The following is a 25,233-nucleotide window of genomic DNA, read 5'->3' on the forward strand; positions in this document are numbered from 1 at the left end:
TACGCGACAACTCCTATATATTATCATAGGCATTTTTTACTGTCAACAACTTTTTTCATTTTTTGAAAATTGTTTCAGAGTTGTTCTTCGTTGTTTCGCAACAACGTTTAATAATTTATCATAGATAAACTTCATCGTCAACCCTTTTTTTATAAAAATATGCTATAATTTTTTCGAATATTTATTAAGGAGGTTTTTATGCGTCTTGAGCATTTATTAATGAAGCATTTTGATATTTCTCGAAAGCAAATGAAAAAATTAATTTCTTCTGGCGGAGTACTAATCGATTCAACTCCCGCAACTCATGTAAGTAATAATGTTGATCCACAAATTCAAGTGATTACCGTTCAAGGAAGTCGAATGGTAGATAACTCCCAAAAGTATTATTTATTAAATAAACCTAAAGGAGTCATCACTGCTACTACCGATTCTCAACTTCCTACAGTTATTGATTTATTTAAAAATGAAAATGTCGAAGGATTATATCCCATTGGTCGATTAGATAGAGATACTGAAGGGCTTTTAATCATTACGAATAACGGGCCTTTAGGCTATCGTTTATTAAATCCCGTTCAACATATTGAAAAGGAATATTATGTAGAAGTAAATGGACCTTTAGACGATTCCTGTATTCAGCGATTTTATGATGGAATTATGTTTCATGATGGTACAATTTGTAAACCTGCTAAATTATCAATTCTTGAATCGTCTCCTTCCTTTAGTAAAGCTACTGTTACGATTTCAGAAGGAAAATTTCATCAAATTAAAAAGATGTTTTTATGTGTTGGGGTTAAAGTCACTTTTCTTAAAAGGATTCGTTTCGGTGAGTTTGTACTTGATTCTTCTCTTGCGCCAGGGGAGTATCGTCCTTTAAATTTTTCTGAACTTCAAATCTTAAAACAATATTTTTAATACTAAAAAAGGCAAACGAAAATTTCGCTTGCCTTTTATTGTTGTTTTTAGTTACTTGCACTTGAAGTTGCGTCTGCTGCACCATGACTTGGAGTATCTGATGAAGCTCCTGATGTTGCATCTGCACTTCCATGTGAACCATGTCCTGCTGCTGCAGCTGGAGCATTTCCTCCAACTAAACGTTGACCAGTTGTTTGTAAATACCAATCTAACCATGGTTGGAAGTTAAAGATAATTTCATTAATTCCAGCATATGAACCATCTGGATAGTACATTGCTTGATAATTATGAGTATTAATAACACCTTCTGGTGTTCCAGGTACAATTGTACGAACGTATTCTTGATCACCATTACGTAATACGCCTACAACCCACTCAACGTTTTTCATTCTTGCTGGTGGTAATGAACCATGTACAGTTCCTAATCTGCTACCTGATTGAGCACGTACACGTTTACCAAACATTGTGTTTGGTTCTTGGTGAGCGTTATTATAGTATAAGAATTGGTTGTTGTCATCTGCAAAAGTTAATTCAAACGGCATTGCTTTTAAGAACATATCCAATTGGTTTACTGTTAAGATACCGTGATCTAATTTAACATAAGTATCTCCTGATACTGCACCAACGATTTCTGCTGCTTTTTCAACCCATTCTGGATCGTCTGGATCAACACCTTGAATAGTAGTTGCAATTGGGTTAGTACAATATAAATCTTCTGGAGCAATTGGTTTTGGTTTTTTCAATTTAGAAACGACCTCCACATATTTTACAAAGTTATCTAAGCAAGATTCTAAAAATTTCACTGTTCCTTCATTAGTGATATTTCCATTAGCATCAAATGCTTCTTTAGCTTTTCCTAATAAGAATTCATTTCCTGGTAATGTATATGCATTCACACCTGGAGCATCTAAAATTTTACGTAAATGTACTTGCGCACGTGATGTTCCTTGATCATGGTATGAAGCACCTACAATCATAACTGGTTTATTTTCAAATGGATGCACTTTAAATGATAACCATTCTAAAACACTTTTTAGTGATGCTGTAATTGTATGATTGTGTTCTGGTGTAGCAATGATAACTCCATCAGCACGAGTAATTTTGTTATATAAATAACGTAATTGGAAGCAATCGTCCCATTTTTCATCTTGATTGAATACTGGAACTTCATCAATTTCAAGAACTTCTAATTCAAATTTTAATTTAAATTCACGTTGAATGAATTGTAATAATTTACGGTTATATGATAGTTCAGCATTTGAACCTACAATCCCTACAAATTTCATAATGTCTTTTCCTCTCTTATTGTGATATTAAATATTTTCCCAATCAAAGTTTTCTGCTTCTTTGTGTAGTAAATCTTGAGCACTTCTCAATTTTTGAGTAATTTTCACGAATAAACGGAAATCATCAAATAAAGCATCTAATTTTTTGATTGTATCTAAATCGATTAAATCACCTTTTTTATCAAATGCTTGAAGTGAGTGAGATAATAAGAACTCAGATCCTGGCATTACATTTGCTTTTAATTCTGGAGAGTCCAAAATTTGGCGTAATTGTAATTGCGCACGAGAAGATCCTAATGTTCCATAAGATGCTCCTGTAATCATTACTGGTTTATTTAATAATGGATGAATACCATATGATAACCATGCTAAAGCGCTCATTAATACAGCAGGAATTGCATGATCATATTCTGGAGTTCCAATAATTACTCCATCAGCAGCTTCAATTTTAGCAGCAATTTCTTTTACAAGTTCTGGAACTTGTTTGTTTGCTGGTTTGTTGAATAATGGAAGATCTTTAATTTCCACTAATTCAATTTCAACTTTTTTTGCAAAATGTTTTTGCATATATTGTAATAAAGTACGGTTTGTAGAACGTTGTGAGTTTGTTCCTACAAGTGCAATAAATTTTGTCATAATAATTCCTTTCTATACATCTTTTATTAAACGAATTGAATACCAGATGTATACATCATTTTTTGATTTTTTGTAATCACAAATGCTTCCAGCTCGGGATATTGTTCAATTTCTTCTATTATCTTATAAGGGTTTTGTCCAAATAAACGAGTCGTCCATATTTCGCAATCTACTGATTTTTTTGCCAGAATCGTAATGCTCGCTACTTCTGTTTCCATCGGATAGCCTGTTGTTCGATCAAATATATGGTGATAAGTTTTACCATCTACCACTAATTGACGTTCATAAATTCCTGAAGTTACAACAGATGCATCTGATACCGCAATAACTGCTACATGTTCCCCTCTACCTAATACAGGATTTTGAATTCCAATTCTCCATGGCCTTTGAAAAGTTGGATTTTCTCCAATCGTAAGAATATTTCCTCCTAAATCAATAATTCCTGATTGAACTCCTTGTTCTATCAAAAATTCTTTTAACTTATCAGCAATATATCCTTTTGCTAAAGCTCCTAAATCGATTCTCATTCCAGCTTTTGATAAATAGACTTCTTGCTTTGAAGCATCCAAGACTATTTCTTCTGGATTTGTTATTCTTAACAACTCGTGAATCTCTTCCTCTGAAGGAAGTTTAGCATCCGAAAAACCTATTCTCCATGTTTGAACTAAAGGTCCAATCGCAATATTAAGGTGACTATGCTCTGCAACACTATGTTTCTTCCCTAACTCAATTAATTCAAATAATTCTGGATGTACACGAACTGCTTTTTTACCAGCTTGTAAATTAATCGCCATTAGTTCCGAATCAGCATCATTGGCACTGAAACGATTTTTATAAAGATGCAACAGTTGTTCACTCTGTAACAATAAATTTTCTGCATCTTCATGAAAAATCGTTATTTTAATAGACGCTCCCATTAAATGAAGACTGTGACTAGCACTTTGCAAACAATTTCCTCTTTCCTTTTGCATTTAATTTAAATATACCAAACCGTTTGCGTTTCCACAAGTATTTTAGCTCATTTTATCACATTAATTCTATATAATATAAGTACACATTTTCACAACTGTTCCTCTCACTGAAAAGAAAAACACCGTTATAAACAGTTCTTCAACTATCTATAACGATGTTACTTTTTATTCATTCATTTTAATTTGAGTAATAGATTCCAACGAATATTGCGCTAATTCTTCCGCTCCTTGAGTATTCGGATGAATTTTATCTTCATAGAACCATTCTGCATGATTTTTTGCAAATTCATACCAATCAATAATGTGTACATTAGCATGACGGTTTTTTGCTTCTTGTAATTGTTGATTCACTTCATTATTCCACTTCACTGGAGCAAATATTGTCACAAAGTATAACTCTCTATCTCCAAGTGTACGAATATATTCATCTAATTGCTTTTGCGAAAATGTACCATTCGTTCCTAATAAAGTTACAACTCGATTTGCCATTTTATCTTTACTAATCAATTCTTGTAAAGTTGCAGGACTAGAATATAACTGCCTACCTATTTTTCCATCAATAATAGCTTTAGGGAAAATTTCTTGAATTTTATCTGCCGCTGCTAATAAAATAGAATCTCCCACAAAAGTAACAGGCTCTTGTGCTATTTGTTCTTTTAATTGAATTTCTTTATTTGGATCTACTGTTGTACTTTCTTCTTGTGTCGTTTGTTCAATTAATTCTTGATTTCGTTTAATTACATTTTCTAATTGTTGCGCTACTAAATTTGTTTCCGTAGAAGATTGGAAAAAACCGATAAATGCTAATCCAATTAAAATAATATACGTAAACGAAAAGGCCATTCCCATCATTTTTTTAACTGGAGGTAACTCCTTCACAGCAAAATGATGAATGCTCATCAAACTAAAGGTTTGTCCAAAAGGTACCAACCATTGTTTCGTTTCAAATATTTTATAAGTAATTTCAGATAATAAAATGATACATAGCATTTGAATACCTAAAAACACAACATTCGACTCTTCCCCATTTTGGAAATAAGGCGCAAACATATGTACCGGATAAAACCATAAATAATAAGAAAAACTTCTTCTACCAAAAAACGTAAACCCTCTGAAGCGTAAGAAATAATTCAATACTGAATTTTCATGTAATATACTCCATAAAAATACGATAGATACAATTGAGAATAACTGCATGCCATATAAATAGGTCTCATCCTGGACCCCATTAAAACTTAAAATCATCCATCCCATTAACAACAATGCTACAACACCTATTAATTGTGTAAATAACGAGGAAGATTTACTTCTCGGTAATGAAAGAGATAATTGTCCTTCTGTAAAATAACTTAGAACTCCCCCTAATAAAAACGAGAAAATTCTTGTTGAAATTGCATAGTAAATATACGAAGGATCTTTTTGTATCACATACATAACCGTCATGAATATTGCTGAAAGGATACTTAGAATCAATAGCACTAAACTTTCTTGCATTCGTAATAAATTTAATCGATTAAATATTTTTCTAATCCCAACAGCTATTAACATTAATTGGAAATAAAGAGATACATACCATAAATGAACAAACGGACTTGGGTTAATCGATTGTACAAAGTAAGATTGTTGATTAATAATTTGATAGTAGTTATTGAAAAATACTAAAGACGATAATGACATCATTCGAATATTTTTTAATTGTTCTGGTAATGCAATAAATAAAAATGCTACCGTCCCAATAATCATAAATAACATCGGTAGCCATAATCGAGATAATTTTGAAGAGAAATGCCATTCTACAGGTTTTTTATGAAACAAATGCTTATTATCACGAAATGCTAGATAACCACCTACCGCAAAAAATGCATTTACCGCAAAAAAACCACCTGGCAAATAATTTTGAAAATAATAATATCCTATAATGGCAAGAATCATTATCCCTTTAAAACCGTCAAGGGCTGCTACACGTTTATATTTAGAATTTTTTTGAGATTCTTGCATCAGATTTTGTTGAGCCACGTGAAATTTTCCATCCTTTAATTTGTTGTCCTCTCCATTATATTCTCTGGAAAATTTCCCGTCAAACCTCTTTTGAAATATTTTGAAGTTTTTTAAGAAATCATAAAAAAACTGAGGATTTCTCCTCAGCTTTTCTCATCAACTAGATTTTTTTAACAAATTCAGATTTTAATTTCATCGCACCAAAACCATCAATTTTACAATCAATGTTGTGGTCTCCTTCTACGATACGAATATTTTTCACACGTGTACCTTGTTTAATATCTTTTGGAGCACCTTTAACTTTTAAGTCTTTAATAACTGTTACAGTATCTCCATTTTCTAAACGATTCCCATTTGCATCAATGGCAACTACTCCGTCTTCTTCAACTTCTTGTCCTGGTTCCCATTCATGAGCACACTCTGGACACACTAATAATACACCATCTTCATATGTGTATTCTGAACTACATTTTGGACAATTTGGTAATGACATAACCGTCTCCTTTTCTATCAATTATTTTTAATTATTTTACCTTCTTTTTCTAATCATGTCTAATGGTTTCACTGGCTCAGTTACTTTCATCTTGCAAATCATCATCGCATGAGGAGCTGCTTCAATTTCTTCACCATTTTCATCCCATAAAGTTGTTAAAACTTCTTCATGATGACGCATACCTGGCCCATAAAACTCAATATGATCTCCAACTTTAAAGTTATTTCTTTGTTGAATCGTTGCAATTTGAGTTTCTGGATCATATTCTAACACTTGACCTACAAAGGCATATTGTGGAATTTGGCGACGTGCACCAAATAATTGTTCTTCTTCTGTAGGAATTTGATAATAAAATCCTGTTGCTAACTCACGTTGAGCTGCTTTCCATAATTCATCAATCCACTCTTGCTTACATACATAATTATCTGGATCTTCACAATAACTATCTACTGCAGCACGGTATACATTTGCTACTGTTGAAACATAGTGAATAGACTTCATACGTCCTTCAATTTTCAAGCTATCTACTCCAGCTTCAATTAAATCTGGTAAGTTATGAATCATTGATAAGTCAACCGCACTCATAGAGAATTTTTCTTCGATGCCTTCTTCACCAGCACCAACCATATTTTTCTCATTAGCAAATGGCATATCAAACAAACCGTATTTCCAACGACAAGATTGCGCACATCCTCCACGGTTCGCATCACGTCTTACCATGTGATTTGATAATACACAACGCCCTGAATAGGAAATACACATTGCACCATGAATAAATGCTTCAATTTCAACATCCACTTTTTCTTGCATTTCTTGAATTTCTGCCATAGAAACTTCACGCGCTAATACGACACGCTCTAAACCTTCATCTTTCCAAAAGTTTAACGTTTCCCAGTTTGCTGCAGAAGCTTGTGTTGAAAGGTGAATTGGTAATCCTGGAGCTTCTGAAGCACAAATATCCATTAATGCCATATCACTGATAATTGCAGCGTCAATTCCAAGGTCACGAACTGTACGGAAAAATTCTCCCGCACCTTTTTCGTCTCCTTCGTGAGTAACCATGTTCGCTGCAATATATACTTTAGCATTATGGCTATGTGCAAATTCTACTGCCTCTTTCATTTCTTCGAAATCAAAGGTCCCTGCACGACTTCTTAGTCCGTAAGCTTCTCCTCCTAAGAAAACCGCATCTGCACCATATAAAATTGCTGTTTTTAATTTTTCAAGTGTTCCTGCCGGAGCAAGAACTTCTGGTTTTTTCAAAATTTTTCTTCCCATTTGTCTCCTCCTATTTCACATCTTCTGGATTTAAAATATAAAATCCTGCATCTAAACCACGTTGTTCAGGATGAAGTTCTCTTACTTGCAATTCTAAGCTAGCACTCTTTTCAACTGTCCAAGTACCTGCTTCAATTTCTTTACGCGCATTATCAAATAATTGAACTACTTTAACAAAGTTTTCTCCAGGAGTTAAAACTCCATCAAATTTCCATTGAGGAACACCCATTTGACTTAATTCTAATAAGTAAGGTGCAAGAGAAACATCATTATTCGCGAAAATATGTGTCCCATTAATATCTTGATAGATTGAATAATGAGAATCTTCATCTGCAGGTTCACTTACAAATAACCCCCGTTTTTTCTCAACACTTTCTTCTTTCTCAATATAGTTAAAGTAATTTTGTAATAATGGACGTTTAGAATGATGGATACATGTTGCACCATAAACTAACACTTCAATTGGAACTTCCACTTGGCTTGCTAAAATTTCCATTTCTGCTCTTGGAATTTCTCTAGCAATTACTGCTCCAATTGCACCACGTTTAGCCCAGAAATTAACTTGACGACTACTTGTCACTAATACTGCTGCATCGTAATAATAAGGAATAGAGTATTCTGGGTTCTTCATAATTTGAACAACACCAGGGTCTCCTACTGTAATCATATCTACATTAATTGATTTTAAAAATTGTAAATATTCCGGAACTTTCGCAATTCCTTCATTATGAAAAATCGCATTAACCGCTACATTTACTTTTTTACCATAGCGATGTGCTAATTCTGTTAATTCTTTTTGTTCATCTCGTGAAAATGACATTGGTAATCTTAAACCAAATAAGTCTTCACCAAAGCACAATACATCTACTCCTGCTTCAAGTAGTGCTTGCGCTTGTTGGATTGATTCAACTGTTGCAATCAGCTCTATCATTCCAAACGCCTCCTATTCTTTCAATAAAAATATACTGATATAGAGTAGCATAAAATTCAAAATAACTCCACTGAAAACCAGTAATTCAAGATTGAAAAGAGTTTTCAATTAGATTTTTTTATATAAGAACAAAAAAATCCTCCCAAAAGGGAGGATTGAAAATCAATTTAATAAAAATTATTTTTCGATGTTAGCTACGATACCAGCACCTACAGTACGTCCACCTTCACGGATAGAGAACTTAGTACCTTCTTCGATCGCAACTGGGTGAATTAATTCAACTTCCATAGTTACGTTGTCACCAGGCATTACCATTTCAGTACCTTCTGGTAACACACAAACACCAGTGATGTCTGTTGTACGGAAGTAGAATTGAGGACGGTAGTTAGAGAAGAATGGAGTGTGACGTCCGCCTTCTTCTTTAGTTAATACGTAAACCTCAGCTTTGAATTTTGTATGTGGAGTGATTGTTCCTGGTTTAGAAAGAACTTGTCCACGTTCGATGTTGTCACGTGTAACACCACGTAATAATGTACCAATGTTATCCCCAGCTTCAGCGTAGTCTAACAATTTACGGAACATTTCAACACCTGTAACAGTTGTTTTAGAAGTTTCTTCAGAAATACCAACGATTTCTACTTCGTCACCAACACGAACTTGTCCACGTTCAACACGTCCTGTAGCTACAGTACCACGACCAGTGATTGAGAATACGTCTTCGACTGGCATCATGAATGGTTTGTCAGTGTCACGTTCTGGAGTTGGGATATATTCGTCAACAGCAGCCATTAATTCTAAGATTTTTTCTTCGTAAGAAGCGTCGCCTTCTAAAGCGCGTAAAGCAGAACCTGCAACAACTGGAGTGTCATCGCCTGGGAAATCGTATTCTGATAATAAGTCACGAACTTCCATTTCTACTAATTCTAATAATTCTTCGTCGTCAACCATGTCAACTTTGTTTAAGAATACAACGATGTAAGGAACACCTACTTGACGTGATAATAAGATGTGTTCACGTGTTTGAGGCATTGGGCCGTCAGCTGCAGATACTACTAAGATAGCACCGTCCATTTGAGCAGCACCAGTGATCATGTTTTTAACGTAGTCCGCGTGTCCTGGGCAGTCAACGTGAGCATAGTGACGAGTATCTGTTTCATACTCAACGTGAGCAGTGTTGATAGTGATACCACGTTCGCGTTCTTCTGGAGCTTTATCGATTGAACCGTAATCTTGAGCTTGTGCGTAACCTTTCTTAGCTAAAACAGTAGTGATAGCTGCAGTTAATGTTGTTTTACCGTGGTCAACGTGGCCGATTGTACCAATGTTAACGTGTGGTTTTGAACGGTCAAATTTTTCTTTTGCCATTTTAAATAATTCCTCCTAAATGTTTGAGTATTTTTGTTAGATTCTATAACAGTATCTACCGATTTAAATTATACCAAAGAACACCTATAAAAATCAACTGGTTACACTAGGTAACCAGTCGACCTAGATTCTTTGATGAAGTTGCGTTTTTAGCGATTAATTATTCGCCATTTCCGCCATTTTTCTTAATGATTTCTTCTGCAATGCTCTTAGGAACATCTTCATAGTGGTCGAATGTCATTGAGAATGTACCACGACCTTGTGTTGCAGAACGTAATGTAGTCGCATAACCGAACATTTCTGATAAAGGAATCATACCTTTAACGATTTGTGCGTTACCACGAACTTCAGAACCTTCAACACGTCCACGACGAGCGTTAACGTGACCCATTACATCTCCGAAGTATTCTTCTGGAACTGTAATTTCTACAGCCATCATTGGTTCTAAGATAGATGGTTGTGCTTTCTTAGCAGCAGCTTTCAATGCCATTGAAGCAGCAACTTTGAAGGCAGTTTCTGATGAATCGACATCATGGTAGCTTCCATCATATAATTTAGCTTTGATGTCAACTAATGGATAACCAGCTAATACCCCGTTTTCCATAGCATCTTTCAATCCTGCTTCTACAGCTGGGATGTATTCACGAGGAACTACCCCACCGACGATAGCATTTTCGAATTCAAATCCAGCACCTTCTTCGTTAGGAGCAAATTCAATCCATACGTGACCGTATTGACCTTTACCACCTGATTGACGAACGAATTTACCTTCTGCTTGAGTAGAAGCACGGAATGTTTCACGGTAAGATACTTGAGGAGCACCTACGTTAGCTTCAACTTTGAATTCACGACGCATACGGTCTACGATAATATCTAAGTGTAACTCACCCATACCAGCGATAACTGTTTCACCAGTTTCTTGGTTAGTGTAAGCACGGAATGTTGGGTCTTCTTCAGCAAGTTTTTGTAATGCAATACCCATTTTATCTTGGTCAGCTTTTGATTTTGGCTCAATCGCTACTTCGATAACTGGATCAGGGAATTCCATAGACTCTAAGATAACTTCTGCTTTTTCGTCACATAATGTGTCCCCAGTAGTTGTATCTTTAAGACCTACTGCTGCAGCGATATCTCCTGAGAATACTTCAGGAATTTCTTGACGTGAGTTAGCGTGCATTTGTAAGATACGTCCTACACGTTCACGTTTACCTTTAGTTGAGTTTTTAACGTATGAACCTGATTGTAAAGTACCAGAGTACACACGGAAGAATGTTAAACGACCTACGAATGGGTCAGTCATAACTTTAAATGCTAATGCTGAGAATGGTTCTTCGTCTGAAGAATGACGTTCTACTTCTGCATCAGTGTTAGGGTCTACCCCTTTAATAGCTGGTACATCTAATGGTGATGGTAAGTAGTCAACTACTGCATCTAACATTAATTGTACCCCTTTGTTTTTGAAAGCTGATCCACATAATACTGGATAGAATTCAGCAGCACATGTAGCTTTACGGATAGCTGCTTTTAATTCTTCTTCAGAAATTTCATCGCCTTCTAAATAGCGTTCCATTAATTCTTCATCAGTTTCAGCTACTGCTTCCACTAATTTTTCGCGCCATTCTTCAGCTAAGTCTTGTAAATCTTCAGGGATATCTGTTTCTTGGATATCTGTACCTAAGTCATTAGTATAGATTTCAGCTTTCATTTTAATTAAATCGATGATACCTGAAAACTCATCTTCAGCACCGATTGGTAATTGAATTGGGTGAGCATTTGCTTGTAAACGTTCATGAATTGTACGTACAGAATATAAGAAGTCTGCACCAATTTTGTCCATTTTGTTAGCAAATACGATACGAGGAACACCATATGTTGTAGCTTGACGCCATACAGTTTCTGTTTGAGGTTCAACCCCAGACTGTGCATCAAGTACCGCAACAGCTCCATCTAATACACGTAGAGAACGTTCTACTTCAACTGTGAAGTCCACGTGCCCTGGTGTGTCGATGATGTTAATACGGTGACCTTTCCATTGTGCTGTTGTAGCAGCAGATGTGATAGTGATACCACGTTCTTGTTCTTGTTCCATCCAGTCCATTTGTGAAGCACCTTCGTGAGTTTCACCAATTTTATGGATTTTACCAGTGTAATAAAGTACACGCTCAGTTGTTGTAGTTTTACCTGCGTCAATGTGAGCCATGATACCGATATTACGCGTGTTTTCAAGAGTAAATTCTCTCTTTGCCATCTTCGTTCTACACCTCTTTATTTTATGATTAATTTATGCATAGATTAAAAAGCCCGAAGGCTTTTTGAATCTTACCAACGATAGTGAGCAAACGCTTTGTTTGCTTCTGCCATTTTATGAGTATCTTCACGTTTTTTAACAGAAGCACCTGAGTTGTTCGCTGCGTCCATGATTTCACGAGCTAAACGAACTTCCATAGTGTCTTCACCACGTAAGCGTGAGTAGTTTACTAACCAACGTAAACCTAATGTAGTACGACGGTCTGAACGAACTTCAACTGGTACTTGATAGTTAGAACCACCAACACGGCGAGCTTTAACTTCTAATACTGGCATAATGTTCTTCATAGCTTGATCGAACACTTCCATTGGATCATTTCCAGTTTGTTCTTTAACGATGTCAAATGCATTGTATAAAATTGTTGCTGCTTTACCACGTTTACCATCTACCATTAAACGGTTGATTAAACGAGTAACTAATTTTGAATTATAAATTGGATCAGGCAAAACATCACGTTTTGCGACAGGACCTTTACGAGGCATTTATAATCCTCCTTTCATCATTTTGAGTTATTGTTTATTGTTTATTAGTTTGTTAGCCTAAATTATTTTTTAGGACGTTTTGTACCGTATTTAGAACGACCTTGCATACGGTTGTTAACTCCAGCAGTGTCTAATGCACCACGGATGATATGGTAACGTACCCCTGGTAAGTCTTTTACACGTCCACCACGGATTAATACTACGCTGTGTTCTTGTAAGTTGTGACCGATACCTGGAATGTACGCAGTTACTTCGATTAAGTTTGATAAACGTACACGGGCATATTTACGTAACGCTGAGTTAGGTTTTTTAGGTGTCATAGTACCTACACGAGTACATACACCACGTTTTTGCGGAGAGTTTGTATTCGTTTGTGATTTTTTAAAGCTGTTATATCCTTTACCTAACGCTGGAGAAGCTGATTTCTCAACTGCTGATTTACGAGGTTTACGGACTAATTGGTTAATTGTTGGCATTTAGCTCTTCCTCCTTCCCTATCGGGTTCTTCTTGGTCCACACATCCTGGTGGTCCATTTTTTTGTAAAAATTAAAAGACACATAAATGTCTCTCTCAGTGGCCTTTTTACCAGTCAGCACGACTGATATGATTTCTAATCAGGAATCAGGTATAAAAGCACCTTTGACATAGTACCATAATTATTCAAGTTCGTCAATGGGTGTAGACTATTTCTTTTTATAGTTTTTGTGTATATTCTAAACCGTTTTTCGAATAGAGATTATACTCTATTTTAAACCTCTTTTACAAAACAATAGTGATTTTCTTTTGAAAGTGATTCGTCAAATTTATATCCATCTACATCAAAATTTCGTAACTCAGCTTTATCTTGAATTTGATGAAGCATCATCCAAGCTGCCATTTTCCCTCTAGCTTTTTTTGAAATAGTAGAATGTTGTTTTAATGCCCCTTCTTTTTTCTCATAAAAGTCAACATCTACCCAATCATATTGTTTTTTATTAAATAACGAAGAAAACTCACTGCTTGCTAAATTAAGAATGCATTCTCCTTTTTCAAAAGAAGTTACAATTCGTTCTTTCCAATATTTTTTCAGTGTTTCTCCTTCGACTTTTAAATTTATCGTTAAATCTAAGCGATACGGCTTCACACATTCCTCTGGACTGATTGCTCCATATAAAGCTGAAAGAATTCTAAGATGTTGCACTGCATAAGCTTTATGTTCTTTCCAATCAGCTACTTGCTTAAAACTACGGAACGCTAATCCTTGATATAAATCCATTGCATGATAAGTAACACTTTCTTGAAATTTTTGAATTTTATCCCAATTTTCTTCTAATAAAGCATCACTAACTTTCAATAATTTCTTCAGTTCTTCCTTACTATAATTCGATAATAAAGATACAATTTTTTGACTATCTTCCGTTAACACCCAATCTTTTTGCACAGGTACATCCGTTGCCATTTCTTTTGCGGGTGACATAATAATTTTCATTGAATCAACCTTTCCATTTCAATTTGTTTTATTTTAACTCAAAAAAGGAGCAAGAAACAACTCTCGTTATTTCTTACTCCTTCATTTTTCGTTTTATTAGTTTAATTTCCAAATGTCACGGTTGTAGTCTTCGATTGTACGGTCACTTGAGAAGAAACCAGCCATTGCAATGTTTGTAATTACTTTTGCAATCCAATTTTCACGATCTTGATAGTCTACTAACATACGTTCTTTTGTTTGGATATAATCTTCTAAGTCTAATAAAGTCATGAACCAGTCTTTATTTCTTAATTCATTGAATAATCTTTCTAGACGCTCTCTATTTCCTAGAGAAATCAATTCATCACTAACTACAAAATCTACGATTGGACGAATCGCTTCTCTTTCATAGTATGAATATGAATGGTAATCACTATTTTCATAATGTTTAATAACAGTGTCGCTATCTTCACCAAAGACATAAATGTTTTCATCTCCAACTAATTCGTGGATTTCCACATTCGCTCCGTCTAATGTTCCTAATGTTAACGCACCGTTTAACATGAATTTCATATTTCCTGTTCCACTTGCTTCTTTTGAAGCTAATGAAATTTGTTCAGAAATATCTGCTGCTGGAATTAAGTGAGTTGCTGCAGTAACATTGTAGTTTTCTACCATCACAACTTGTAAGTGTGGGCTTACTTCTGGGTCATTTGCAATTAATTCAGATAAACATAAAATTAAATGAATAATATCTTGCGCAATTACATAAGCAGGAGCAGCTTTTCCTCCAAAGATAATTGTTAATGGTTTTGCAGGAATGTTTCCATTTTTAATGTCTAAATATTTGTAAATTACATATAATGCATTCATTTGTTGACGTTTGTATTCATGCATACGTTTAATTTGAACGTCAAAAATTGAATCTTCTTTCACAGTTACCCCTTGGTGTTCTTGTAAGAAGTGTTTCAAACGTAATTTATTGTTACGTTTAATACCTTTTAATGCTTCTTGGAATTCTAAATCATGCGTATGAGCTTTTAGAGCTTCTAATTTAGTTGCATCATGACGATATTCTTTTCCAATTGTACGATCTAATAATTTTGCTAATTCTGGGTTAGCATGCATTAACCAACGACGGAAAGTAATTCCGTTTGTTTTGTTATTGAATTTCTCTGGATAAATTTCATAGAAATTCTTCAATTCGCTTTGTTTTAAAATTTCTGTATGTAATGCTGCTACACCATTTACACTATATCCATAGTGGATATCCATATTTGCCATGTGAACACGGTTATGTTCATCAATAATGGCTACACTTGCATCGTCAAATTGAGCTCTTACACGAGCATCTAATTCTTTAATAATTGGCACTAAGTGAGGTACTACTTGTTCTAAGTAATGTAAAGGCCATTTTTCTAATGCTTCTGCTAAAATAGTATGGTTTGTATAAGCTGTCATTGAGCGAACAATTTCAACTGCTTCATCAAACTCAATTCCACGTTCACCTAATAAACGAATTAATTCTGGGATTACCATTGATGGGTGAGTATCATTAATTTGAACTGTTGCATATTCTGCTAAGTCATGTAAGTTACTTCCTTTAGCAACTGCTTCATCTAATAATAATTGAGCTCCATTACTTACCATGAAGTATTGTTGGTAAATACGTAATAATTCACCTTGCTCATCGCTATCATCTGGATATAAGAATAATGTTAAGTTTTCAGCAATTTTTGTTTTATCAAATGCGATTGAATCATCATGTACTAATGATTCATCGATTGTATCTACATCGAATAAATGTAATTGATTTTTATGAGATTGTTCATAACCTAAAACATCAATATTGAACATTTTTGATTTCAATGTAAAGTTTGCAAATGGCACTTCGTATGAAACAGAAGTTGGAACTAACCAACTATCTGGAGTTAACCAGTTATTTGGCACTGCATTTTGTTGATTATCTTTGAATTTTTGTTCAAATAATCCAAAGTGATAATTTAATCCAACTCCATCTCCTGCTAAACCAAGAGTTGCGATAGAATCTAAGAAACATGCCGCTAAACGACCTAATCCACCATTTCCTAATGACGGCTCTAATTCAATTTCTTCAATTTCTGCTAAAGTATGACCTTCAGCTTCTAATTCTTCCTTAACTTCATCATAAATTCCTAAGTTGATTAAATTATTTGACAACAATTTACCAATTAAAAATTCTGCAGAAATGTAATATACTTTTTTCTTTCCTTCATTTAAAGGTAATGCTGCACTTTTTTCTTTTGTATAATGTAGTAAAGCTACATATACTTCTTCTTTTGAACATTCTCCTAATGATTTATGATAATTACTTTCTACATATTGTTTTAATGTTTGCATTTTTATCTCCTTCTATTTGTTAACCCTACAACTGTTCGTTTGAACGATCATACAATTCTGTAATCTCTAATAGGAAATCTTCCACTTCTTGTGTAATATCTCCTTCTTGCATTCTCCACACCCAATTTCCACCAAGAGTGCTTGGAATATTCATACGAGCTGTTGTATCTAATTGTAATAAATCTTGCATTGTTGCAATGGTCATCTTACTTACTGAACCGTATAGACTTCTTAACATAGCATAACTAATTGGTTCTTCTGTACGGTTTAAATAACGATTACAGAAATCGCGTTCTTCTTCCGATGCAGATTCATACCATCCTAGTACTGTATCATTGTCATGCGTTCCTGTGTAAGAAACAGAATTTACTGGATAATAATGAGGTAAATCCGTGCTACTTGGTTCTGATCCCATGAATCCAAATTCTAAAATTTTCATTCCAGGGAAACCAGTCGCTTCACGCAATTCAATAACTGCATCATCCATAAAACCTAAATCTTCAGCAATAATCGGTAAATCACCAAGTTCATTTTTCACCGCTTCAAACAAGTCAAATCCTGGACCTTTTACCCATTCACCACCAGTAGCATCTGTTGCACCTGCAGGAATTTCCCAATAAGCTGCAAATCCACGGAAGTGGTCAATTCTGACTACATCAAACAATTCAAAGCTCGCTTTCAATCGTTTAATCCACCAAGTAAAGCCATCTAACTTCATAGCTCTCCAATTATAAATTGGATTTCCCCATAATTGTCCTAATGGTGAGAAGCCATCTGGCGGGCAACCTGCTACACAAGCAGCATTCCCAACTTCATCTGTTTTAAAGTAATGAGGGGTAGCCCACATTTCTACACTATCTTCGGCTACATAAATCGGCATATCTCCAATAATTTGAATATGATGTTCATTCGCATATTGTTTTAATGCTTTCCATTGTTTATCAAATAAATATTGAGTCACACGATGATACTCTAATTTATCTGCTAATTTTTCACGATAAGTAGCTAAAGTTTCAGGTTTACGACGTTTAATATCTTCATCAGTCCATTTTGACCAACTCTTCATATCAAAACTCTCTTTAATCGCCATATACTCAGCAAATGGTTCTAACCATTCTGCTTTTTCTTCCACAAAACGATGGTAATCTGTTAAATCTTCTTTTTTTAAGAAACGTTGAACAACTTTTTCTAAAATAGGTCTTCTTTTTTCATAAACCAAAGCATAATCAACAGTAGTAGAATCATCTCCCCAATTTCCTGCTAATTCATCTTCAGTTAATAAACCTTCTTTTACAAAAGTATCAAAATCTAAAAAATGTGTATTCCCAGCAAATGCTGAAAATGATTGGTATGGCGAATCTCCATAACTAGTTGTTCCTAATGGTAAAATTTGCCAATAAGTTTGCTTACTACGTACTAAAAAATCAACAAAATCGTAAGCAGATTTTCCGAATGAACCAATTCCATATTTCCCTGGTAAAGATGAAATATGCATTAACACACCAGATTGTCTTTCCTTCATAAGTATTACTCCTCTTTTCTTTATTAATTTTAGATACGTAGTCTCTCAATTACGCAATCGTTTGCTTTTAATACTAGTAGAAAAAAATTAAAAATGCAAGTAGAAATTTATTTTTTTATAAAAGCCTTAAAAAAATTGTCACTTAAAAGAAAAAATCTCTTCTATATATAGCTTGATTTTTTTGAATTAAATTACCTCTCCAAAAATGTAAACGCTAAAATTTTTTTATTTTTTTGCAAAAAAACTCTTGCAAACGATTTCTGAAAGGGGTATACTAAAGCCAGTTAAGAAATCGTTTGCGTTAACTGAATATATCTCAAGGGAGGAAAAAATAATGGCAAACAAATGGCTTAAAAAATCATTCGTTGTCGGCTTAGCTGGTTTATCATTAGCAGCTTGCGGCAGCAAATCAACTGACTCTACAAAAGGAGGCTCTTCTGAAAGTAAAAAAGAATTCACTTTATATAGTAACAAGAGTGAAATTCAAGACGCTTTAACAGCATACGCTAAAGAATGGGGCGACAAAAACGGAGTTACAGTAAACATTAAAACATGTTCTGGTTCATGTAAAATTGCAGACCAATTAAAAACTGAATTTACAGCTGGAACTGCTCCAGACGTATTCGTAATCGAAGGACAAGCTGGATACGACTTATGGAAAGATAACTTACAACCACTTAAAGGTGACTGGATTGATAAAACAGAATTCGAATTCAAACAAGGAAACGATGTTTATGGATTCCCAGTTGCTGTTGAAGGTTACGGTTTAGCTTACAATAAAGAAGTATTATCTAAAGCTGGTATCGACCCTGCTTCATTAACTTCATTTGATGCAGTTCAAAAAGCAATGGATACATTAGAAAGCAAAAAAGATGAATTAGGTTTATCTACAGTAGTAGCAACTGCTACTAAAGAAGGTGAAACTTGGATCATGGGTATCCACGACTTCGCTGCTTACTTAAGTTCTGGTTTACCAAATGGTGACCGTACAATTACTCAACAAGTAATTAAAGGTGAAACTGATAAAGCTCGTTTATCTAACTATGCTGACTGGGTTGAATTATTATTCAAACACACTGAGAAAAAATTATTAACAGTTGGTACACAAGAAGATATGGACTCTGCATTTGCTAGTGGTAAAGCAGCATTCTTACACCAAGGTAACTGGAAAGATCCTAACTTAAAACAATTAAATGCTAAATTCGAAATGGGATTCATCCCTTACCAAACTTTAGGTAAAGATAAAAATGCTGATGGATTATTCATCGGTGCTCCATCTTACTATGTAGTTAACAAAGATACTAAAGCTTTAGATTCAATCAACAAATTCTTCAGTGACTTAGTTGATACTAAAGAAGGTCAAGATTACACTGTAAACAAAGCTAACATGATTTCAGCATTCTCTACTTCTAAAGAAATGCCTAGCGCTCCATTATCTAAATTCTTAGCTGAATGGGTTGCTGCTAAAAAACCAGTATATTCATTTGATAACCCATACTTCATGCCTGATAACTTCTTAATGGGTAAATTAGGACCAATCTTCGGACAATACGCTCAAGGTTCAATCGACAAAGCTAAATTCCAAGAATTGATCACAAATCAAATCAAAGAAGTACCAAGCTTACTTCAAAAATAACAATTAAGTATGTAACACAGGCCCACAACTACTTACAACGGTCGTTGTGGGTTTGCTGTTATTAATACCTCAGCAATACATAAAAGGAGGAACCCTAACATGTCTAAGAATAAAAAAGCTCTTAGTCGTGACGATCGCGCAAGACGTACCTTTTACTGGCTTGTGCTACCGGCATTTATCATTTTCGCACTCGTAATTATTGTACCTTTCTTCTTAGGTTTCTACTATTCTCTAACAGACTGGAAGAGTGTAACACAAACTAAAATTAACTTTGTTGGATTAAAAAACTTTACAGACAGTTTTGCCGATACTCGTTTCCAATACTCTTTAATGATTACTGTTATTTTCGCATTATTTAACGTAGTCGTTGTAAACTTTGTATCATTCGGTTTAGCTTTACTAGTATCTAGTAAAATTAAATTCAGTGAAATTTTCAGAGCTGGATTCTTTATTCCTAACCTTATCGGGGGACTTGTATTAGGGTATATCTGGCAATTCATTTATAACTCAGTATTCCCTGCTTTAGGGTCTGCAATCGGCAGCCAATTTTTAGTTGATAATCTATTTTTAGGTGATGTTAAATTAGCTGTACTAGCTTTAATTATTACAAACACATGGCAATATGCTGGTTATATTATGATGATTTACTTTGCAGCATTACAAAATGTACCTTCAAGTTTAGTTGAATCAGCTTCTCTTGATGGGGCAAATGCTTTACAAAGATTAAGACATATTATTATTCCTATGGTAATGCCTGCGTTTACGGTATCACTATTCTTAACAATTACAAACTCATTTAAAATTTTCGATGTGAACTTCTCACTTACTGGTGGTGGACCATCTCTATTATGGCATGATAAAGCTATCCAAAGTACAGAGTTTATTACAATGAACATTTATAACACTGCTTCAGGAGATAACTTAATGGCACAAGGTCAAGCTCGTGCGGTTATTCTATTCTTCATCTTAGTAGTTATTAGTGTTGTTCAAACAACAATCACTAAACGGAAGGAGATTGACTTATAATGAAAAACCAAAAACTTGGCTTATTACTTTTAGAAATTTTTGGAGTTGTTTTATTCCTACTATTCTTAAGTCCAATCTTTTTATTAGTGATCAACTCAGCTAAAAGCTCTGCCGAAATCCTAGCTAGCCCATTATCATGGCCAGCAAGTTTCGGTCAACTTTGGACAAATGCGGTAACAATTTGGAATAACCCTTCCATTAAATACCCATCATCATTCTTTGCTTCAACAATTATTACAGTGATTTCTTTAGTAACCATTACATTATTCTCAGCATTAGCTGCTTGGGGATTAGTTCGTTACCGTTCTAAATTATCAACTGTTGTATTCTTTATCTTTGTAGCATCAATGGTAATTCCATTCCAAGTTGTAATGTATCCATTAGTAACTTGGTTCAAAATTTTAAGTGACGCAATTACAAACCCATTATTCGGTGTTAGCTTATTACGTACTTATCCAGGTATCATCTTTGCTTATACTGGATTCGGGATGTCTCTATCTGTATTCATGTTCCATGGATTCATCAAAGGTGTTCCACTTGAAATTGAAGAAGCTGCTGAATTAGACGGATGTAATAAAATGCAAACATTCTTCTATGTTGTATTACCAATTTTAAAACCAATCTATGTAACAATTTTAATCTTAAATGGCATTTGGATTTGGAACGACTTCTTATTACCTCTACTATTATTAGGTAAAGGAAATGCTATTCAAACACTTCCAATCGCAGTATCAAACTTTGCAGGATCATTTACTAAACAATGGGATATGATTTTAACATCTACTCTATTAATTATGTTACCAGTCATTATCCTATTCTTAATTGCTCAAAAACATATCATGAAAGGTATGGTTGACGGAGCTATCAAATCTTAAGATGATTTTTACTCTGGGCTGGTTAACTCCGTTTTCCTGCTCAGATTTTTTATAGTTAATTTTTAAAAAAAGGAGGAACATAAATGGCTGTCACGATTAAGGATGTTGCACGTCTAGCGGAAGTATCACCTTCAACTGTTACACGGGTAATTCAAGATAAACCAAGCATTAGTCAAGCAACTAAAAAAAGAGTTCGTCAAGCAATGGAAACTCTTAATTATCATCCTAATTTCAACGCACGAAGTTTAGCTAGTAATAAAACAAATGTCATTGGCGTCGTTCTTCCAAGGGATACAGATGCATTTTATCAAAACTCTTTCTTCCCTGAAGTTATTCGAGGGATTTCTCAAATTGCTGCTGACCATCATTATTTGATTCAGTTATGTACAGGGAAAGATGATGAACAACGTCTACGCATTTTAAAAGACACGATTTTAGGGAGACGTGTCGATGGAATTATTTTTCTTTATGGGGAAACAGATGATCCTTTAGTGGAATTAGCAATTGAGCAAGAATTTCCTAGTGTCGTTATTGGGAAATCTTTATCTCCGTTTATTTCATTTGTCGATAATAATAATGAAAAAGCAGGTTTTGACGCTACAGAATACATGATTCAAGAAGGGTGTTCTTCTATTGCATTCGTAAGCGGTCGTCATCAATTATTCGTTTCGCAAGATCGTTTAATTGGTTATCAACGTGCTTTAGAACATTATCATATTCCTTTCAAAGAAGGTTTAATTTCACATGTTGGAGAATTTACAAGAGAACGTGGATATCAAACAATGAAATCAATTATCGAACGTGAAAAAATCGATGGTGTTGTAACAACCGACGCTTTAATTACAGAAGGGGCTTTAAGATATTTAAATGAACAAAACATAAGTCTTCCTGTTATTACATATGATTCAAATCCACCTCTACTTCCAATGACTGCCTACGTCAATATTCATACATTGGAACTTGGTAGAAGTGCCTTTCAAATGTTATTAAAAGTCATCGACTCATATAATAATAAACAAATGATGTGTTATCGAACATTTGTAGAACATTCTATTGTTCGATTATAAATACAGAAGACAAGCAGTTCCAAGCTTGTCTTCTTTTTATATAAAATCCATTGGCAAATTGTACTTTTTTTTGATAAAATAGTACCAATTCAAAAAAGGGAGTTTTTTTATGCACACTGATTATCCATTATCTAAAAGACTATGCTATTCTATTTATTCCACTCAAAAACTCGTAAATAAATATTATCAACACGCATTAGCACCTTATCATATAACTTATACACAATTTATTGTTTTAGAAACTTTGTGGGAAGAGGAAAAACTTTCCCTAAATGAAATTGGTCAAAGAGTAGGACTGGAAAGTAACACACTGACTCCTCTACTAAAACGATTAGAAGATAAAAAACTCATTATCCGTAAACGTCCTGCAGCCAATAAACGTCAATTAACGATTCGCCTAAGTGCTAACGGAAAGAGACTTCATGATGAATTAGAACAACATTTAAAATCTTGTTTTGCTAACGTGGAAGGATTTAATTTTGAAAAAGCAAAAGAACTCGTAGCATTAAACAATCAATTAAAACAAACAATCGAAAATTTCATTGCGAATAAGGAGGAAGATTCTAGCCAAGTAGAACAATAAATTTCTACTTGTATGATATGATTATGTTTAAAAAAACATCCGTTAATTTATTAGATGGACCCATATTACGTTCCATCATTGCCTTTGCAATTCCGATTTTAATTTCAAATATATTTCAACAATTATATAATACAGCAGATATTATGATCGTTGGTCGCTATTTGGGGCCAAATGCACTTGCAGGAGTTGGAGCAACTGCTGCAATTTTTGAACTTGTAATTGGTTTTGCCCTTGGTGTTGGAAATGGGATGGGAGTAGTTATTGCGCGCTGTTTTGGTGCACAAGATATGACCCAATTAAAACACGCTGTAGCTTCAACATTAGTCATAGGTTTTGGGCTTAGCTTAATCGTTTCTACTCTAGGTCATTTTGGAATGTATCCACTGCTAGAGTTTTTAGGAACTCCAACTGAAATCATTGATTTATCGTACCAATATATTCATATGATTGTTTTATGCGTTGGTGTTACATTCGCTTATAATCTCTGTGCCGGTTTACTTCGTGCCGTTGGAGATAGTCAAGCTGCATTATATTTCTTAATTTTTTCTGCAATCATTAATATTATTTTAGATATTTTATTTATTACTCAATTACATTTAGGAGTACAATCTGCCGGTTTAGCAACGATTATTTCTCAAGGAATATCTGCTATCCTTTGTTTCTTTTACATTCGAAGAAGAGCAAGTTTTTTACTCCCTCAAAAAGAACACTTTATATGGGATAAAGAATTATATCTTGATTTACTAGGACAAGGTCTGGCAATGGGACTAATGACTTCAATTGTTTCTATCGGAACAGTAACGTTACAAACTTCGATTAATGCACTTGGAGCAACCATTATTAGTGCACAAACATCTGCTAGAAGAATTATGTCATTTTCGATGCTACCTGTATCAGCCATTGCTTCATCCTTAACGACCTTTACTTCTCAAAATCTAGGAGCTAATCGTCCTCAAAGAATTCAACGTGGAATTTATTTAGGAAGTATGGTTGCAATTATATGGACAATTTTTATCGCCATTACATTATTTTTTGCAAGTCCTGCATTAAATGAATTAATTTCTGGTTCAACTGATCCTGAACTAATCTCGAATGCATCTCTTTATAATCGTATTAGTTCATCATTTTATCCGGTATTAGCCGTTTTACTAGTCCTTCGAAATAGTTTGCAAGGATTAGGACAAAAAATTACGCCATTAATTTCAAGTTTCATTGAATTATTTGGAAAAATATTATTTGTGCTATTGATTATTCCATCAACAGGATATATGGGTGTTATCTTCTGCGAACCACTAATTTGGGTTCCAATGACGATTCAGTTATATTATTCTTATAAACATCAACCGATTATTCAATCATTAAAAAACGCATCTCATTCATAAGACGAGATGCGTTTTTTATGTACTTATTTATCCGGAATAACTTTAAATAGATAATACGTAATAAATACCGTTAATAAAGCTAGCCCAATTTTTACAAAAATAATTGGAGCAAAATAAATAGAAACCCCCATTAAAATGTAAATATAAATAATAATTTTCTTTTTACGTGAACGATCTATCGATTTTGTTTCTAAATAATCTGCTACATAAATTTGATATAATTTTGTTTTCGCAAACCATTCTTCAAATCTTTTAGAACTTTTTGAAAAACAAATTACTGTCAGTATCAAAAATGGTGTCGTTGGTAACACAGGAAGTACAATTCCTATAATTCCTAACGCTAACGAAATCCATGCTACAACAAAATAAAATCCTCTCATATTTCCCCCTTAATTCATTCGTTCTAATACAGCTACTGTTTCAACTTGTTTACTATTGTCTAAACCTATATCTTCAACTCTTCTGCGTTCTTCTCAACTCTTCTGCGTTCTTCTCAACTCTTCTACGTTCTTCTCAACTCTTCTGCGTTCTTCTCAACTCTTCTGCGTTCTTCTTAACTCTTCTGCGTTCTTCTTAACTCTTCTGCGTTCTTCTCAACTCTTCTGCGTTCTTCTCAACTTTTCTGCGTTCTTCTCAACTTTTCTGCGTTCTTCTC

General features: G+C 34.3%; 22 protein-coding genes. 7 read left to right on the top strand and 15 right to left on the bottom strand.

The features are described from left to right. The first annotated feature begins 198 nt into the window (after window positions 1-198). On the top strand, window positions 199-912 hold the full coding sequence (locus RWR88_RS05800; protein WP_314451054.1) for a pseudouridine synthase: 714 nt from the start codon (window positions 199-201) through the stop codon (window positions 910-912). 47 nt (window positions 913-959) lie between these two features. On the opposite strand, the gene RWR88_RS05805 is transcribed toward RWR88_RS05800, so the two are convergent. From RWR88_RS05805 to malQ, 14 genes are all read right to left on the bottom strand, one after another. Beyond that, window positions 960-2,198, bottom strand: a complete 1,239-nt coding sequence (locus tag RWR88_RS05805; RefSeq protein ID WP_314348942.1) for an NAD(P)H-dependent oxidoreductase — start codon at window positions 2,196-2,198, stop codon at window positions 960-962. A 27-nt stretch (window positions 2,199-2,225) separates the two neighbouring features. Continuing rightward, the gene (locus RWR88_RS05810; protein ID WP_314113142.1) at window positions 2,226-2,834 is read right to left on the bottom strand and encodes an NADPH-dependent FMN reductase; all 609 of its coding nucleotides are present in this window, start codon (window positions 2,832-2,834) and stop codon (window positions 2,226-2,228) included. 26 nt (window positions 2,835-2,860) lie between these two features. Continuing rightward, on the bottom strand, window positions 2,861-3,781 hold the full coding sequence (locus RWR88_RS05815) for an FAD:protein FMN transferase (RefSeq protein ID WP_314451057.1): 921 nt from the start codon (window positions 3,779-3,781) through the stop codon (window positions 2,861-2,863). Window positions 3,782-3,970: 189 nt separating this feature from the next. Then, the gene (locus RWR88_RS05820; protein WP_314451059.1) at window positions 3,971-5,821 is read right to left on the bottom strand and encodes an acyltransferase family protein; all 1,851 of its coding nucleotides are present in this window, start codon (window positions 5,819-5,821) and stop codon (window positions 3,971-3,973) included. Between the two features lie 142 nt (window positions 5,822-5,963). Next, complete coding sequence (locus RWR88_RS05825) at window positions 5,964-6,296, bottom strand: zinc ribbon domain-containing protein YjdM (protein WP_314078617.1); 333 nt, start codon at window positions 6,294-6,296, stop codon at window positions 5,964-5,966. A gap of 36 nt (window positions 6,297-6,332) precedes the next feature. After that, on the bottom strand, window positions 6,333-7,574 hold the full coding sequence (locus RWR88_RS05830) for a U32 family peptidase (protein ID WP_314451061.1): 1,242 nt from the start codon (window positions 7,572-7,574) through the stop codon (window positions 6,333-6,335). Window positions 7,575-7,584: 10 nt separating this feature from the next. Next, entirely contained in the window at window positions 7,585-8,505 is a 921-nt protein-coding gene (locus RWR88_RS05835) for a peptidase U32 family protein (RefSeq protein WP_314348947.1), read from the bottom strand. Between the two features lie 177 nt (window positions 8,506-8,682). After that, window positions 8,683-9,870 (bottom strand): elongation factor Tu, encoded by a 1,188-nt coding sequence (gene tuf, locus RWR88_RS05840; RefSeq protein WP_314451064.1) that lies wholly within the window; start codon window positions 9,868-9,870, stop codon window positions 8,683-8,685. A 160-nt stretch (window positions 9,871-10,030) separates the two neighbouring features. Beyond that, a complete protein-coding gene (fusA, locus tag RWR88_RS05845) occupies window positions 10,031-12,118 on the bottom strand; it encodes an elongation factor G (protein ID WP_314348949.1) in 2,088 nt (695 codons plus the stop codon). A gap of 71 nt (window positions 12,119-12,189) precedes the next feature. Then, window positions 12,190-12,660: a 30S ribosomal protein S7 gene (gene rpsG / locus RWR88_RS05850; RefSeq protein WP_006703607.1), complete on the bottom strand. Its 471-nt coding sequence runs from the start codon at window positions 12,658-12,660 to the stop codon at window positions 12,190-12,192. Between the two features lie 62 nt (window positions 12,661-12,722). Further along, on the bottom strand, window positions 12,723-13,136 hold the full coding sequence (rpsL, locus tag RWR88_RS05855; RefSeq protein WP_005607493.1) for a 30S ribosomal protein S12: 414 nt from the start codon (window positions 13,134-13,136) through the stop codon (window positions 12,723-12,725). Between the two features lie 273 nt (window positions 13,137-13,409). Then, window positions 13,410-14,129 carry a peroxide stress protein YaaA gene (gene yaaA / locus RWR88_RS05860; RefSeq protein ID WP_314451066.1) on the bottom strand — a complete coding sequence of 240 codons (720 nt, stop codon included), beginning with the start codon at window positions 14,127-14,129 and terminating at the stop codon, window positions 13,410-13,412. A 96-nt stretch (window positions 14,130-14,225) separates the two neighbouring features. Then, window positions 14,226-16,487, bottom strand: coding sequence for a glycogen/starch/alpha-glucan phosphorylase (locus RWR88_RS05865; RefSeq protein WP_314451069.1), 2,262 nt, complete (start codon window positions 16,485-16,487; stop codon window positions 14,226-14,228). 25 nt (window positions 16,488-16,512) lie between these two features. After that, window positions 16,513-18,033 (bottom strand): 4-alpha-glucanotransferase, encoded by a 1,521-nt coding sequence (malQ, locus tag RWR88_RS05870; protein ID WP_314451078.1) that lies wholly within the window; start codon window positions 18,031-18,033, stop codon window positions 16,513-16,515. Between the two features lie 310 nt (window positions 18,034-18,343). On the opposite strand from malQ, the gene RWR88_RS05875 reads away from it, so the two are divergent. The 6 genes from RWR88_RS05875 (at window position 18,344) to RWR88_RS05900 (ending at window position 24,578) form a co-directional block, all read left to right on the top strand. After that, window positions 18,344-19,645 (top strand): ABC transporter substrate-binding protein, encoded by a 1,302-nt coding sequence (locus RWR88_RS05875; protein WP_314348953.1) that lies wholly within the window; start codon window positions 18,344-18,346, stop codon window positions 19,643-19,645. Between the two features lie 99 nt (window positions 19,646-19,744). Continuing rightward, a complete protein-coding gene (locus RWR88_RS05880) occupies window positions 19,745-20,671 on the top strand; it encodes a sugar ABC transporter permease (RefSeq protein ID WP_314348954.1) in 927 nt (308 codons plus the stop codon). After that, window positions 20,671-21,546 carry a carbohydrate ABC transporter permease gene (locus RWR88_RS05885; RefSeq protein WP_006703613.1) on the top strand — a complete coding sequence of 292 codons (876 nt, stop codon included), beginning with the start codon at window positions 20,671-20,673 and terminating at the stop codon, window positions 21,544-21,546. The genes RWR88_RS05880 and RWR88_RS05885 overlap by 1 nt, the downstream gene beginning before the upstream one ends. Before the next feature lie 83 nt (window positions 21,547-21,629). Further along, window positions 21,630-22,613 carry a LacI family DNA-binding transcriptional regulator gene (locus RWR88_RS05890; RefSeq protein ID WP_314451071.1) on the top strand — a complete coding sequence of 328 codons (984 nt, stop codon included), beginning with the start codon at window positions 21,630-21,632 and terminating at the stop codon, window positions 22,611-22,613. Window positions 22,614-22,722: 109 nt separating this feature from the next. Further along, the gene (locus RWR88_RS05895; protein WP_314451073.1) at window positions 22,723-23,196 is read left to right on the top strand and encodes a MarR family transcriptional regulator; all 474 of its coding nucleotides are present in this window, start codon (window positions 22,723-22,725) and stop codon (window positions 23,194-23,196) included. Between the two features lie 23 nt (window positions 23,197-23,219). Next, on the top strand, window positions 23,220-24,578 hold the full coding sequence (locus RWR88_RS05900; RefSeq protein ID WP_314451076.1) for an MATE family efflux transporter: 1,359 nt from the start codon (window positions 23,220-23,222) through the stop codon (window positions 24,576-24,578). 23 nt (window positions 24,579-24,601) lie between these two features. Here the strand turns inward: RWR88_RS05900 and RWR88_RS05905 are convergent, their stop codons facing one another. Next, window positions 24,602-24,958: a YbaN family protein gene (locus RWR88_RS05905; RefSeq protein ID WP_314348962.1), complete on the bottom strand. Its 357-nt coding sequence runs from the start codon at window positions 24,956-24,958 to the stop codon at window positions 24,602-24,604. Window positions 24,959-25,233: the final 275 nt, after the last annotated feature.

The sequence above is a fragment of the uncultured Granulicatella sp. genome (assembly GCF_963528195.1).
GTDB lineage: Bacteria > Bacillota > Bacilli > Lactobacillales > Aerococcaceae > Granulicatella.

Coding starts and splice junctions, on each gene's coding strand:
- RWR88_RS05800 (WP_314451054.1), top strand. CDS start 199: ATGCGTCTTGAGCATTTATTAATGAAGCATTTTGATATTTCTCGAAAG.
- RWR88_RS05805 (WP_314348942.1), bottom strand. CDS start 2,198: ATGAAATTTGTAGGGATTGTAGGTTCAAATGCTGAACTATCATATAAC.
- RWR88_RS05810 (WP_314113142.1), bottom strand. CDS start 2,834: ATGACAAAATTTATTGCACTTGTAGGAACAAACTCACAACGTTCTACA.
- RWR88_RS05825 (WP_314078617.1), bottom strand. CDS start 6,296: ATGTCATTACCAAATTGTCCAAAATGTAGTTCAGAATACACATATGAA.
- RWR88_RS05830 (WP_314451061.1), bottom strand. CDS start 7,574: ATGGGAAGAAAAATTTTGAAAAAACCAGAAGTTCTTGCTCCGGCAGGA.
- RWR88_RS05835 (WP_314348947.1), bottom strand. CDS start 8,505: ATGATAGAGCTGATTGCAACAGTTGAATCAATCCAACAAGCGCAAGCA.
- tuf (WP_314451064.1), bottom strand. CDS start 9,870: ATGGCAAAAGAAAAATTTGACCGTTCAAAACCACACGTTAACATTGGT.
- fusA (WP_314348949.1), bottom strand. CDS start 12,118: ATGGCAAAGAGAGAATTTACTCTTGAAAACACGCGTAATATCGGTATC.
- rpsG (WP_006703607.1), bottom strand. CDS start 12,660: ATGCCTCGTAAAGGTCCTGTCGCAAAACGTGATGTTTTGCCTGATCCA.
- rpsL (WP_005607493.1), bottom strand. CDS start 13,136: ATGCCAACAATTAACCAATTAGTCCGTAAACCTCGTAAATCAGCAGTT.
- yaaA (WP_314451066.1), bottom strand. CDS start 14,129: ATGAAAATTATTATGTCACCCGCAAAAGAAATGGCAACGGATGTACCT.
- RWR88_RS05865 (WP_314451069.1), bottom strand. CDS start 16,487: ATGCAAACATTAAAACAATATGTAGAAAGTAATTATCATAAATCATTA.
- RWR88_RS05875 (WP_314348953.1), top strand. CDS start 18,344: ATGGCAAACAAATGGCTTAAAAAATCATTCGTTGTCGGCTTAGCTGGT.
- RWR88_RS05880 (WP_314348954.1), top strand. CDS start 19,745: ATGTCTAAGAATAAAAAAGCTCTTAGTCGTGACGATCGCGCAAGACGT.
- RWR88_RS05885 (WP_006703613.1), top strand. CDS start 20,671: ATGAAAAACCAAAAACTTGGCTTATTACTTTTAGAAATTTTTGGAGTT.
- RWR88_RS05890 (WP_314451071.1), top strand. CDS start 21,630: ATGGCTGTCACGATTAAGGATGTTGCACGTCTAGCGGAAGTATCACCT.
- RWR88_RS05895 (WP_314451073.1), top strand. CDS start 22,723: ATGCACACTGATTATCCATTATCTAAAAGACTATGCTATTCTATTTAT.
- RWR88_RS05900 (WP_314451076.1), top strand. CDS start 23,220: ATGTTTAAAAAAACATCCGTTAATTTATTAGATGGACCCATATTACGT.
- RWR88_RS05905 (WP_314348962.1), bottom strand. CDS start 24,958: ATGAGAGGATTTTATTTTGTTGTAGCATGGATTTCGTTAGCGTTAGGA.